Annotated in this window: 11 protein-coding genes and 1 other RNA gene; 10 read left to right on the forward strand and 2 right to left on the reverse strand. The window is 41.9% G+C overall.

Annotated elements, in window-relative coordinates; translation table 11 throughout:
- Positions 1–7: 7 nt before the first annotated feature.
- Both HWV02_RS01205 and HWV02_RS01210 read right to left on the reverse strand, forming a co-directional pair.
- Complete coding sequence (locus HWV02_RS01205; RefSeq protein WP_211678132.1) at positions 8–415, reverse strand: YraN family protein; 408 nt, start codon at positions 413–415, stop codon at positions 8–10.
- A complete protein-coding gene (locus HWV02_RS01210) occupies positions 378–2,252 on the reverse strand; it encodes a penicillin-binding protein activator (RefSeq protein WP_211689503.1) in 1,875 nt (624 codons plus the stop codon). The genes HWV02_RS01205 and HWV02_RS01210 overlap by 38 nt, the downstream gene beginning before the upstream one ends.
- 84 nt (positions 2,253–2,336) lie before the next feature.
- Between HWV02_RS01210 and rsmI the strand changes: the two genes are divergently transcribed.
- From rsmI to ftsW, 10 genes are all read left to right on the forward strand, one after another.
- On the forward strand, positions 2,337–3,176 hold the full coding sequence (gene rsmI / locus HWV02_RS01215) for a 16S rRNA (cytidine(1402)-2'-O)-methyltransferase (RefSeq protein ID WP_211678134.1): 840 nt from the start codon (positions 2,337–2,339) through the stop codon (positions 3,174–3,176).
- A gap of 43 nt (positions 3,177–3,219) precedes the next feature.
- An RNA gene (rnpB, locus tag HWV02_RS01220) (RNase P RNA component class A) lies at positions 3,220–3,595 on the forward strand.
- A gap of 168 nt (positions 3,596–3,763) precedes the next feature.
- Positions 3,764–4,705 (forward strand): 16S rRNA (cytosine(1402)-N(4))-methyltransferase RsmH, encoded by a 942-nt coding sequence (gene rsmH / locus HWV02_RS01225; protein WP_211678135.1) that lies wholly within the window; start codon positions 3,764–3,766, stop codon positions 4,703–4,705.
- Between the two features lie 37 nt (positions 4,706–4,742).
- Entirely contained in the window at positions 4,743–5,021 is a 279-nt protein-coding gene (ftsL, locus tag HWV02_RS01230) for a cell division protein FtsL (RefSeq protein ID WP_255546999.1), read from the forward strand.
- Positions 5,018–6,745, forward strand: a complete 1,728-nt coding sequence (locus HWV02_RS01235; protein WP_211678137.1) for a penicillin-binding protein 2 — start codon at positions 5,018–5,020, stop codon at positions 6,743–6,745. Before ftsL ends, HWV02_RS01235 begins: the two co-directional genes overlap by 4 nt.
- A gap of 87 nt (positions 6,746–6,832) precedes the next feature.
- Entirely contained in the window at positions 6,833–8,308 is a 1,476-nt protein-coding gene (gene murE, locus HWV02_RS01240; protein ID WP_255550577.1) for a UDP-N-acetylmuramoyl-L-alanyl-D-glutamate--2,6-diaminopimelate ligase, read from the forward strand.
- Entirely contained in the window at positions 8,308–9,744 is a 1,437-nt protein-coding gene (gene murF / locus HWV02_RS01245; RefSeq protein WP_211678139.1) for a UDP-N-acetylmuramoyl-tripeptide--D-alanyl-D-alanine ligase, read from the forward strand. The genes murE and murF overlap by 1 nt, the downstream gene beginning before the upstream one ends.
- On the forward strand, positions 9,738–10,820 hold the full coding sequence (gene mraY / locus HWV02_RS01250) for a phospho-N-acetylmuramoyl-pentapeptide-transferase (protein WP_211678140.1): 1,083 nt from the start codon (positions 9,738–9,740) through the stop codon (positions 10,818–10,820). Before murF ends, mraY begins: the two co-directional genes overlap by 7 nt.
- Positions 10,820–12,160: a UDP-N-acetylmuramoyl-L-alanine--D-glutamate ligase gene (gene murD, locus HWV02_RS01255; RefSeq protein WP_211689505.1), complete on the forward strand. Its 1,341-nt coding sequence runs from the start codon at positions 10,820–10,822 to the stop codon at positions 12,158–12,160. Before mraY ends, murD begins: the two co-directional genes overlap by 1 nt.
- A complete protein-coding gene (gene ftsW / locus HWV02_RS01260; protein ID WP_211678142.1) occupies positions 12,160–13,341 on the forward strand; it encodes a cell division protein FtsW in 1,182 nt (393 codons plus the stop codon). The genes murD and ftsW overlap by 1 nt, the downstream gene beginning before the upstream one ends.
- Positions 13,342–13,392 lie beyond the last annotated feature (51 nt).

A 13,392-nucleotide genomic window follows, 5' to 3' on the forward strand; every position in this document is an offset into this window, starting at 1 on the left:
ATCTACTCTAAAAAGCATTGGTTATCCATTGAATATTATCACTGGAACCTTCAATGGCTATCACATCGAAACGGCAAGGGGTGTAGTTTTCATTTATTCCGTGGCGCACCATATAATATTGCGCCGTATAACGCAATTTTCGTTGTTTCGCGACCGGAATTGCTGAAATAGCACCGCCGTAATGGGTGTATTTCCGATATTTTACCTCGACAAATACTAAGGAGGGTAGTGTTGTTGTTGATTTTATGTCACAGCTTGCGCCGTGCTGGCAAACTAAATCTATTTCACCTTGACGGCAAGCGAAATTTCGCGCCAAGATAATTAATCCTTGGCGCTGTAAAAAATCGGCTGCTATACCTTCAAAATATTCACCGCGTTTACGGGGTTGTTTTGGTTTCAGCGTTAGTGTCCTCAAGTCTTATCTTGCCTGAGCGATATTTAGCCCAACTAAATTCGCGTTCGATAATGCCGTTTTCATTAATATAAAGAATGCCAGTCTGGCCAGCTAGGCGTAAGTTCGGAAAATTACGTAGCTGTAGCAGGTTTGGAATTAATTTAAATGAATCGTAGCCCATCGAAAAAAGATTTTGCTGGATTTTTGACATATTTGGCCACAGTGCCAAAGTTTGCTGTTTAAGTTCGCGATCTGGGTTCAACAACCAAGGCATATCACTAAATATTAAACCATTAAGGTCACGACTTTGGCTCTTAGAAAGATTATCACCATGGGTACGTGAACTCGCATACAGGGCAACCTGTGGCGCATAAGGGTTCTGGGTTGTAATGATGTAAGGAATTGCTAACATCGCTTCAGAAGGCGTGGCAATAATATAAATGGCATCAATATCACGACGACTACGGGTTTTAGCTTTAATATCAGCACCGACTAGACTTTTCATTAAGTTAATACGCTGATTACTCGACGTCACTGAAAATAGCGTGGTTACCGTATTTTGCATGTCACTGCGGCTTTTATACTTATAAGTATCGTTCGTACCCTGCGTGAGTAATTGCCATTGCTTGGTGAACTCGGCTGATAAGCGATTACCGGTTCGGTTATTTGGTGCGAGTACTAAGGGTTGTTTGATACCATCTTTTTGCATTTTTTTCGCGGCAGCAATAGCTTCATCGTCAGAACTTAATGAGAAATAATAGATACTTTCTGTTGTGGGTGCTTCAGTCAGTTTATTTAATGAAATTAATGGTACCTCTTTTACCAGAGGTAATACTTTAGTCAAATTTGATTTTAATAATGGACCTACAACAAAGTCAGCCCCATCATCAATAGCCTGTAAGTACAGTTCATCTGCGCTTGTTGCTGCCGTATCATAGAAACGTAAGTTAATTCTATCTGCTTCTTCATCTTGATAGTAAGCACTTAGCATTCCGTCTCTGATTGCTTCACCTGCGACTGCGCGTTTACCCGTTAAAGGGGCAAGTACCGCGATTTGATTTGGCGAATAAGGCGTTATTGCCATTGCTTTTACCAGTTGGACAGGGAAAGTACTCAATGCAGGGTGTTGTGGGTATTCTGTTTTCCATATTTGTAAATTCTGAATGAGCAATTGTGGGTCGGTATGATATTGTTGTGCGACCATACCTAAATGATACCAACCTGAAAGCGTTGGGTTTTCAGTATCAAACTGCTGTGCTAGCTGGCGTAACTCTGACGCTGGTATTACCGTGACTAATTCCCATATACGCGTATTATTGGTGCTATGCAGCTCTACATCGAGGAAGTCATTTAACGCGACGCGGTATTCAACGGCTTTCGCATTATTATTCAGAAGTTCGGAAATAGTAGCGTTTAATAAATAGTAACGTTGCCAATGTGCGGATTTCAGTGTGCTTAGTGTCGAGCTAAAGTTTAACGCTGTGGCTGCATCCTGATAGCGCTTTTCTAATAGATAGGCTTCTGATTTGATTAACGCGACTTCAAATAATTGCTGTGTTGATAATGGATTTCTTTCTACCGATAATAATATATCAAGCGCAGGTTGCGGATGACCTTCTGTAATCAAAGCACGTGCGGATAATAACTGCCAAGAGATAGTTTGTGGTTTATTCGCTAATGCTATCTTATCAATGTAGTATTGCGCCGGTTGATCTATTTGCGTGAGTACGTCTGGCGCACCAATTAGCTGAGGCTTCGATGTCGCTTTTTCAGATGTTGTGGTACTTGAACACGCACTGAGCAGTAAACTCAAACTAAAAAACATAATCAAGCGGGAATAACTGTACTTAAATTCCATTGGTGTATTATCCTGCAAAAGAGATTTATAATACCCCTATACTAAAGCATCATCGCTTAACAAAAAACTACCCATGAGAATGAAATGTCTGAACAAGCAACTTTATTTATCGTTCCAACCCCGATTGGCAACCTTTCTGATATCACAGAGCGTGGTTTAGAGATACTAAGAAGTGTTGATTTAATTGCTGCAGAAGATACCCGCCATACTGGGAAACTGCTAAGCCATTACCAAATCAAGACTAAAACATTTGCTTTGCATGATCACAATGAACAGCAAAAAGCAGAATACTTAGTATCAAAACTACAATCTGGTATCAGCATCGCGCTGGTTTCAGATGCTGGTACGCCGTTGATCAGTGACCCTGGCTACCATTTGGTAAATACCTGTCGTGCACATGGTGTTAAAGTGGTCCCACTACCCGGTCCTTGCGCTGCAGTAACTGCAATGAGTGGTTCTGGTCTCCCATCAGATCGTTTCTCGTTTGAAGGTTTTTTACCCTCGAAAGAAAAAGCCCGTAATGATAAAATTACCGAGCTGAAAGAAGAAACCCGTACGATGATTTTTTATGAATCACCACGTCGCCTGCAATATACCTTAGATGCCTTAACGGCGATCATGGGTCCTGAGCGTGAAGTGTGTGTTGCACGAGAAATAACCAAAGCGTTTGAAAGTATTACTACTATGCCAGTGGGTGAGTTAGCAGCATGGGTAGCGGAAGACAGTAACCGTAGCCGTGGTGAAATTGTACTCTTAGTTGCGGGCTATAAACCTACAGGTCTTGAAATTCCCGCTAAGATATTGAATACATTAAAATTGTTGAATGAGGAATTACCGTTGAAAAAAGCAGCTGCATTAACGGCAGAAATTCACGGTTGCAAAAAGAACGCCTTGTATAAATGGGGTTTAGAAAACTTTAATTAATCGCTGGATTTTTTGTCTTAGATTATGTACTATCCTCCGCCTTGGAGTTGGTCAGACAATCGCTGCTTTATGACTCGGTATTTATATCGAGGTTATAGAGGGGAGGAAAGTCCGGGCTCCACAGGGCAGGGTGCCAGGTAACGCCTGGGAGGCGCAAGCCTACGACAAGTGCAGCAGAGAGAAGACCGCCGATGGCTTTTTCGGAAGCACAGGTAAGGCTGAAAGGGTGCGGTAAGAGCGCACCGGACGACTAGTAATAGTTCGTTGCAGGGTAAACTCCACCCGGAGCAAGACCAAATAGGCTTTCTATAGGCGTGGCCCACGCTGAAAGCGGGTAGGTTGCTTGAGTCTGTGAGCGATTGCAGACCTAGAGGAATGATTGTCCACGACAAAACCCGGCTTATCGACCAACTCCAAGAACTTATCTATATCGTCTTTATATAGATAAGTTCTTGTTTATTTTTTCCCTCAGATTATCTACATCACTTGCAATCCGTTTTACCCCTCCCTAAACTGGACCTTTTACGTTACAATAACCATTTTAGCACCTGCTATAATTTTAAGTATTTTTAAGAGCTTTCATCGACATGACACAAGAATTTGCACACGTATCCGTTTTACTTAACGAAACCGTAGCCGGACTCGACTTAAAACCGGACGGAATTTACATTGACGGTACTTTTGGTCGCGGTGGTCACTCTCGCTTTATTTTGTCGCAATTAGGTGAAAACGGCCGCTTGATCGCAATCGATCGCGATCCTGAAGCGATTGCAGTTGGTGAAGCTTTAAAATTAGAAGACCCTCGTTTTGATATTGTTCACGGACCATTTTCTGGTATTGCTGAATATATGGAAAATAAAGGATTAACAGAGAAAGTTGACGGCGTGTTACTCGATCTTGGTGTTTCTTCGCCACAGTTAGACGATGCATCACGTGGTTTTAGTTTTTTACGTGATGGACCGTTGGACATGCGTATGGACCCAACATCCGGTCTTAGTGCGGCGAAATGGCTAGCAACAGCTGATTACGATGATATTGTGTGGGTATTGAAAGTATTTGGTGAAGAAAAATTTGCCCGTAAGATTGCGCGTGCAGTGGTATTTGATCGTGACGGTACACCATTTGAAACGACAGAACAGTTAGCAAGTTTAATTTGTCGTGTTGTGCCAAAATCGAAAAAAGAAACCAAACATCCGGCTACACGTTCATTCCAAGCGATCCGTATTTATATTAATAGTGAATTAGAAGAGATCGAACGTGCATTAGCTGGCGCATTAAAATGTCTTAAGTCTGGTGGTCGTTTATCTGTGATCAGCTTCCACTCGTTAGAAGATCGTATTGTGAAGCAATTCATTCGTAAACAAGCGCGTGGTAAAGAAGTGCCATACGGCTTACCTATCATGCAAGAAGAAATTGATAAAACGCGTACCATGAAGGCGGTCGGTAAAATGCTAAAACCTTCGGAGCAAGAATTAGAATTCAATCCTCGAGCGCGTAGTTCTGTATTACGCGTGGCGGAAAAATTGTAATATGTTCGGCATTAAGTGGGATTTAGGCAAGGTTATTATGACTGACATCGGCCAGCATAAGCGAGTCGTTAGTCTATTGTTTGCCATCTTAATTTCCGCTTTTGCCGTGATTATGCTAACGCATGAAACCCGTTTACTCACTAATAATAAAGAGCAGTTACTGACTCAGCGTGACTTTACAGATATTGAATGGCGCAACTTATTGTTAGAACAAAGTACGCTAGAAGAACACAGTAAAATTGAATACACCGCAAAACATAAACTCGGTATGTATCGACCAAGTACTGCAGAAGAGAAATTGGTGAAACAGCAGTGACAAATCGTAGAAATATTGCCCACGAAGAACCAGCCAATTTTATCCTTTGGCGTTATCATTTAGTTGCGGCCACGGTCGTTATTATCTTTTTAAGCTTACTCGCCCGTACTGCTTACATCCAAGTGATCAATCCTGAACATCTGCGTAAACAAGCAGATATGCGTTCTCTACGGGTCACGTCACAGCAAGTTCAACGCGGTATTATCACCGATCGTAATGGTGTTGAATTGGCGGTTAGTGTTCCGGTTATGGCCATTCATGTTGATCCTCGCACAATTAAGAATAAAAATAGTTTTGATAACAAACGCGCATGGCAAGCTTTTGCCGAGATCTTAGATCTAAATCTTGCTGAGCTGCAAGCAAAAATAATGGCATCTAATGGTCGTTTTATGTATATCAAGCGCCAAATTAGTCCTGCGGTTGCTAAGTATGTTGATGAATTAAAATTAGTCGGCGTGAGCCAAGTACCAGAGTCGCGCCGTTTTTATCCCACAGGTGAAGTCAGCGCACAACTGGTTGGCATGACTAACATTGATGACATTGGTATTGAAGGCGTTGAAAAGGCTTATGATGATTTCCTTACTGGCACCCCAGGTAAACGAATTGTCCGTAAAGACCGGTTAGGAAATGTCATTGAAGACATCTCTGTTATTCAGCAAAGTGAACAAGCTAATAATATTCAACTCAGTATCGATCAACGCATCCAATCATTAGCTTATCAGCGCTTGAAAAAAGCGGTTAAATACAATGGTGCCGTGTCGGGCTCATTGGTAATGATTGATGTTAAAACCGGGGAAATATTAGCAATGGTAAATAGTCCATCGTTTAATCCCAACAATCGTAACAAATATGACAGTTATAAGTTAAAGAATCGGGCTATCACGGATAGTTACGAACCGGGCTCCACCATTAAACCGTTAGTTATTGCAAGTGGTTTAGATAATGGCATTATTGCCGCCGATTCAATTATTGATACCAACCCCGGACGTATGCGTCTAGGTGGCCGTTTAGTACAAGATACCCGCAACCGTGGTGACATTACACTGGGTGATATTCTACGTTATTCATCGAACATGGGCGTAAGTAAAATAGCGTTGAAATTAGGCCATCAACGTTTACTCGATACTTACTATCAATTTGGCTTTGGTAATGAAAGTAGTTTGATCTTAAATGGTGAAAGTAGAGGCTATATGCCACGACGTTCACGCTGGTCAGAGTTTGAGAATGCAACGCTATCTTTTGGTTATGGCATGCAGTCGACGACATTACAGCTTGCTCATGCTTATGCAACGATTGGTTCAGGTGGTTTATATCGTCCACTGACGATCAGAAAACAAGAAACCATGCCGTTGTCTGAACGGGTGTTATCTGAACATAACGCGAAAGAGCTATTACTCATGATGGAAAGCGTAGTAACAAAAGGCGGTACGGGTCAGAGAGCTAGCATTGATGGTTATCGTGTTGCAGGTAAAACTGGTACTTCCCGTAAGGCTATTGCGGGTGGTTATGGCGATGATTATGTTGCTTTATTTGCCGGTGTCGCACCTGTGTCTAATCCACGCCTTGCATTAGTGGTGGTGATTGACTCTCCAAGTGGTGATCGTTATTACGGCGGCGTGATCGCGGCGCCAGTATTTGCGGAAGTAATGGAAAGAACATTGCAAATGTTGAATATAACACCAGATAAAAAACAATCATTAACGATAACAGCAAAAGACTCTTAAGAAATTAAACGGCGCTCAGGCGTTTAAGGATTGTTTGATACTAAGGATTGTTGAATGCTACGGGCTTTAAATATTAAGGGTTTGGAAATGAATTCGTCATGTCGAGTCTTATCTCTACAAATGTGGAATATTGATCTTGAATTAGCGGTTAACGCGTTGATCATTGATAGTCGGAAAGTACAAGCGGGTGACTGTTTTGTCGCGGTAAATGGTCATGCCCTTGATGGTCGCCGATTTATTGGCAATGCATTACAATGTGGTGCGATATTGGTATTGAAAGACGCTGATATTCAGGCTGAACATGGTCATATTGAATATGTTGATGGTATCCCTATTGTTGCTTTTTTTGGTCTAAATCAGGCCTTATCCGCATTAGCCGATAGTTTTTATCAATTTCCTTCGCAGCAATTAAAACTTGTCGGTGTTACAGGCACTAATGGTAAAAGCACTATCACGCAGATTATTGCCAACTGGGTTACTTTATTAAACGGTAAAGCTGGTGTGATGGGGACGATCGGTAATGGCTTATTCGATCAATTAGTGCAAACCGAAAATACCACAGGTAGCGGCTTAGATGTACAAGCTGAAATAGCGAACCAAGTACAACAAGGTGCAGAATTGTGTGCTATGGAAGTATCCTCACACGGTTTGATTCAAGGTCGTGTGAATTCTCTCGATTTTGATGTGGCATTATTTACCAATCTAACCCGTGATCATCTTGATTATCATGGAGATATGGATACTTATGCCGATGCCAAAAAAATCTTATTTCAAGGTGCTGTGAAACATAGGATCCTTAACGTTGATGATACTTACGGTAAAGCATGGGCACAGCAATGGCCTGATGCTATCCGATTTTCAGTCCTGCAAGATTTATCAGCCTATTCTGGTGCTTTTTTATGTTGTCATGATTTAAATTTTGATACCGGTGGTTTTAGCTGCGAGTTAAAAACCAGCTGGGGTGAAGGTACACTGCGATGTGGTTTAATTGGCGAGTTTAATGCCTCTAATGTGGTGGCCGCTTGCGCGAGTTTGTTAGCACTCGGTTATGATTTGGATGATTTATTACAGGTAGCACCAAAATTAACCGCCGTATGTGGCCGTATGGAATTATTCAAACAAGCAGGGCAAGCTGCTTTCGTGGTTGATTATGCTCACACACCTGACGCATTAGAAAAAGCCTTGCAAGCATTACGTGTGCATTGTGAAGGCAAGCTCTGGTGCATTTATGGCTGTGGTGGTGACCGAGATACAGGTAAAAGACCAATAATGGCACAAGTAGCTGAACAATTTGCAGATATGGCTGTCATTACAGATGATAATCCACGTACTGAGTCTGCGTCTTCGATTGTAGATGATATGAAAATCGGTCTTGCTAACCCTGATGCAATGCAAGTTATTCATGATCGCCGTAGTGCTATTCATTGGGCGATGGAACAAAGTCGTGCTGACGATATTATTTTGGTGGCAGGTAAGGGCCATGAAGATTATCAAATTATCGGTGTAGATAAACACCATTATAGTGATCGAGAGACGATTACAGAGATGTTGAGTAACAAATAATGATTAGTTTAGCGTTAAGTGCAATTGCGACACAACTCAATGCCAAGTACCAAGGTGATGATGTCGTCATTACTCATGTTTCAACAGATACACGCACGATTAAAGTTGGTGATTTGTTCGTCGCGTTAAGTGGTGATAATTTTGATGCCAATAGTTTTGTTGCCAAAGCGGCAGAGCAAGGTGCTATTGCTGCTATTGTAACAAAAAAGCAAGCGGTGGATATCCCGCAAATTCTGGTAAAAGATAGCCGTGTTGCTTTAGGTCTGTTAGGTAAAATGGTGCGTGAACATGTTAATCCTAAAGTTGCAGCGCTTACTGGCAGTAATGGAAAAACCACGACGAAAGAAATGCTGGCGGCGATTTTAAAACAAGTAGCACCAACATTAGCAACTGCAGGCAATTTTAATAACGATATTGGTGTTCCATTGACATTACTGCGCTTACAGCAAGAAGACCAATTTGCGGTGATGGAGCTTGGTGCTAATCACAAAAAAGAAATTGCTTATACCACGGGGTTGGTATTGCCAGATGTGGTGTTAATCAATAATGTTGATGCGGCACACTTAGAAGGCTTTGGTGATCTACAGGGCATCGCATTGGCTAAAAGTGAGATATTATCAGGGGTTAAGCAACAAGGTATGGCGGTACTAAACCGCGATGATAAGTTTTATCAATACTGGTTACGTAAAGTTGATTCAGAGCGACATGTTAACTTTTCGGTTGTTGATGAGAGTGCTGATTATTTTGCAGCTAATATTGAATTTGATGGTTCGGGTAACTCGACGTTTAGATTATGTACGCCAGATAGTGACTGTACAATTAACTTAGGTGTTGCAGGTCGTCATAATGTCGCTAATGCATTAGCCGCGGCTGCAATGGCAAGTTGTTTTGGTATTGATATTAAAACCATTAAGTTAGGCCTTGAATCTATGGTTAGTGTACAGGGCCGATTGAAAATATCACAATTAACCTCACGTATTCGTATTATTGATGATAGCTATAATGCCAATATTGCCTCAGTAAAGGCGGCCATTGATGTATTAACCCATTTCAAATCAACAAATGTATTAGTAATGGGCGATATGGGAGAACTGGGCGTTAGTACTGCTGATATGCATCAACAAGTTGGGCATTATGCTCAGCAGCAACAGGTTGACCATGTTTATACTTGTGGTGCCGTTAGCCGTGAAGCTGCATTAACTGCTGGTGTTATTGGTCGCGCCTTTTTAGCACAGCCAGCACTGGTTGATGCGTTAGTTGACTTAATCACTACTGCTCCTAAAGAGCAGATGTTTACTTTATTATTTAAAGGTTCCCGTAGTGCTAAAATGGAGCTGGCAATCAGTTTGTTAACCACAAAGCTATCTGAGAACAGTGCTATGTTAATCGAAAATACAATGTTAGTTAAAAATACAGTAAAGGAAATAAAATGTTAGTTTGGTTGTTCGAATCTTTAAGTGAGCATTTCTCGCTATTCAGAGTTTTTTCATATCTCACATTTCGTGCAATTATCACGATAATTACCTCGTTATTACTGACATTATGGATGGGACCTAAACTTATCCGCTATTTGCAAGATATGCAGATTGGTCAAGTGGTACGTGATGATGGCCCTGAATCACATTTCAGTAAACGTGGTACGCCAACAATGGGTGGCGTAATGATCCTAGTTGCAATTTTAGTATCAACGCTATTATGGGCAAGATTAGATAATGCCTATGTTTGGATCATGATGTTTGTGTTTGTTGCGTTTGGTGCGATTGGTTTTGTGGATGACTATCGCAAGGTGATCCGTAAAGATACCGATGGCTTGATTGCGCGTTGGAAGTATTTCTGGCAGTCAGCGGTCGCAATTGGTATCGCTGTTTACCTCTATGCAACGGCAGGTTCGGCGGCAGAAACGACATTAGTTGTGCCTTTCTTTAAAGAATATATGCCAGAACTTGGATTGTTATTCATTGTATTAACTTATTTTGTGATTGTGGGGAGTAGTAATGCGGTTAACTTAACCGATGGTTTAGATGGTTTAGCTATCTTACCAACGGTATTAGTCGCAGGTGCATTTATGCTTGTATCTTACTTAACAGGTAACGTTAAATTTGCTGAGTATCTGTTTATCCCTTACATCCCACAAGCCAGTGAATTAGTGATTGTGTGTGCGGCGATGGTTGGTGCCGGACTTGGCTTCTTATGGTTTAACACGTATCCAGCGCAAGTATTTATGGGCGATGTTGGTTCATTGGCATTAGGTGCGGGTTTAGGTACGCTCGCGGTATTAGTTCGCCAAGAGTTTATGTTAGTGATCATGGGTGGTGTTTTTGTTATGGAAACAGTATCGGTTATCTTACAAGTAGGCTCTTATAAGTTACGTGGTCAACGCATCTTTAGAATGGCACCAATTCATCACCATTATGAACTAAAAGGTTGGCCTGAACCGCGTGTGATTGTACGCTTTTGGATCATTACTATTATTTTAGTACTTATTGGCTTAGCCACGTTGAAGGTACGCTAATGACACCATTATCTGAGCAAAATATGGCATCGCCTATCGTTATTGTTGGTTTAGGCCAAACCGGTCTGTCTTGTGTCCGTTATTTTCTAAAGCAAGGCATAGTTCCTGTTGTTGTGGATAGTCGTGATGCACCGCCGGGACAAGATGAGTTGCCAGCTCAGGTAACCTTATATAAGGGTGGCTTACATCCAGAGATCTTATTACAAGCTAAACAATTAGTTGTCAGTCCTGGTATTGCCATTGCAACGCCTGCGATCGCCGCTGCGCAACAACATGGTGTTGAAGTGATTGGTGATATTGAGTTGTTTGTCAGGGCTGCAAAAGCGCCCATTATTGCCATCACTGGCTCAAACGGTAAATCAACCGTGACCACACTGGTTGGTGAAATGGCGAATGCGGCAGGCGTAAAAGCCGCAATCGGTGGCAACATTGGCATTCCAGCATTAGACCTACTGGATGTAGCCGATCCTTATCAGTTATATGTGTTAGAGCTTTCAAGCTTTCAATTAGAAACTACCCATAGTCTAAAGGCTATTGCTGCGACCGTACTGAACGTAACAGACGACCATCTTGATCGTTACCCTGATTTCGAAGCCTATCGCCAAGCCAAATTATCAATTTATCAGCATGCGCAAACCGTGGTGACAAATCGTGATGATGTATTAACGGCTTGTCCTGCACAAGATAATACGCTCAATGTGGTTAAGTGTAGCTTTGGTGAAGATGATGCTGATTATGGCTTGATCCAACAACGCGGTAGTACTTGGCTTGCTTATCAAGGTGAGGCTATTATCAGCGCCGATGAGTTACAGATCACCGGTGTGCATAATTTAATGAACGCATTATCTGCCATTGCCCTGCTTGATGCGGCAGGTGTGGATAGAACTAAAACGTTACCGGGCTTGCGTCAATTTACGGGGCTAGCACATCGCTGTGAGTTTATTCGTGAACTTAATGGGGTAAGGTGGATTAATGATACTAAGGCCACCAATGTCGGAGCTACACTAGCGGCGCTGGCCGGGTTGAAAAGCAGTGTTAAAGGACACTTATACCTGATTGTTGGCGGAGATGGCAAAGGCGCTGATTTTAGTCCTTTAGTCCCCGCATTACGTGATGACATTGCGTTGACGTATTGCTTTGGTAAAGACGGTGAACGCTTTTCGGCGTTAACGGAAAATACGAAACAGGTCCCTGACTTGGCCGTTGCGATTGCTGAAATTAGTGAGCTTGTACAACCGGGTGACTGGGTTTTGTTGTCACCTGCATGTGCAAGTATCGATATGTACGCTAATTTTATGGCTCGGGGTGACCACTTTAGAGCGCTAGTGAAGGCATTATAATGGAATTTCTGACACGGACGAAAGCCTATTTATTAGGTGCTGAAGAGCAGCGCGCGGCGGTTTATGATCGCCAGCTATTATTATTAGCGATTATTTTAATGATGGTTGGTTTGGTGATGGTTGCATCGGCATCCTTACCTGAAGGAATTGCGTTGGGTGATGATCCCTTCATGTTTGTGAAAAAGCATTTAGTCTTTCTGAGCGTGTCCTTGTGTGCTGCAATCTGTGTGTTGAATGTACCGATTGTCTTTTATGAGCGAAATAGTGTGCGGTTTTTATTTGTCGCTATTGCTTTATTGATCGTGGTATTAGTCATTGGTCGTACGGTTAATGGCAGTACTCGTTGGCTCTCGCTTGGCCCCTTGAATATGCAGCCCGCCGAGTTTGCTAAATTTTCCCTCTTTATTTATTTTTCAGGTTATTTAGTCCGTCAAAAAAGCTTATTACAAGAAAGCTATAAAGGTTTTGTTAATGGCTTACTGGTGATCGCTGTTATCTCTACATTGCTTCTTTTTCAACCTGATTTCGGCTCTGTGATGGTTATTTTAACCACCAGTGTAGCACTGTTATTTATCGGTGGTGCAAAGTTGGTGCACTTCATGGCACTATGTGTTGTGGCTATTTTACTGGGTGTATTAGCAGTGATATTATCGCCGTATCGAATGCGACGGATAACCTCTTTTCTTGACCCTTGGGATGATCCATTTGGTAGTGGTTATCAATTAACCCAATCCTTAATGGCATTTGGCCGTGGTAGTTTTAGCGGTGAAGGGCTTGGTAACTCGATTCAAAAATTAGAGTATCTACCAGAAGCTCATACCGATTTTGTATTTGCAATTCTAGCTGAAGAATTAGGTTTCGTTGGCGTTTTTATCGTCTTGATGCTACAGATGTTATTGGTATTTAAAGCGCTGCAAATTGGTCGTCGTAGTCTGGAAACGGATCAATTTTTTGCTGGTTTTTTAGCAATTAGCATTGGTGTTTGGTTTTGTTTTCAAACCTTGGTTAACGTTGGTGCAGCCTCCGGATTATTACCAACGAAAGGGTTAACATTACCCCTCGTGAGTTATGGTGGGTCGAGCTTACTAATTATGAGTTGTGCTGTGGCGGTGCTATTACGAATCGATTATGAATATCGTGCACAAAAAGTGTCGATGTCAAATAGTACAACTCCCAGTTAGTTATCATATGTATGAGCAAGTTACGCCTTAATAACTGATTAAATCTTATTA

The sequence above is a fragment of the Moritella sp. 28 genome, assembly GCF_018219435.1.
GTDB lineage: Bacteria > Pseudomonadota > Gammaproteobacteria > Enterobacterales > Moritellaceae > Moritella.

What these genes read in the sequence shown, in the direction of transcription:
- rsmH (WP_211678135.1), top strand. Translation starts at nt 3,764, where the DNA reads ATGACACAAGAATTTGCACACGTATCCGTTTTACTTAACGAAACCGTA.
- ftsW (WP_211678142.1), top strand. Translation starts at nt 12,160, where the DNA reads ATGGAATTTCTGACACGGACGAAAGCCTATTTATTAGGTGCTGAAGAG.
- rsmI (WP_211678134.1), top strand. Translation starts at nt 2,337, where the DNA reads ATGTCTGAACAAGCAACTTTATTTATCGTTCCAACCCCGATTGGCAAC.
- murD (WP_211689505.1), top strand. Translation starts at nt 10,820, where the DNA reads ATGACACCATTATCTGAGCAAAATATGGCATCGCCTATCGTTATTGTT.
- murF (WP_211678139.1), top strand. Translation starts at nt 8,308, where the DNA reads ATGATTAGTTTAGCGTTAAGTGCAATTGCGACACAACTCAATGCCAAG.
- ftsL (WP_255546999.1), top strand. Translation starts at nt 4,743, where the DNA reads ATGACTGACATCGGCCAGCATAAGCGAGTCGTTAGTCTATTGTTTGCC.
- mraY (WP_211678140.1), top strand. Translation starts at nt 9,738, where the DNA reads ATGTTAGTTTGGTTGTTCGAATCTTTAAGTGAGCATTTCTCGCTATTC.
- murE (WP_255550577.1), top strand. Translation starts at nt 6,833, where the DNA reads ATGAATTCGTCATGTCGAGTCTTATCTCTACAAATGTGGAATATTGAT.
- HWV02_RS01210 (WP_211689503.1), bottom strand. Translation starts at nt 2,252, where the DNA reads ATGGAATTTAAGTACAGTTATTCCCGCTTGATTATGTTTTTTAGTTTG.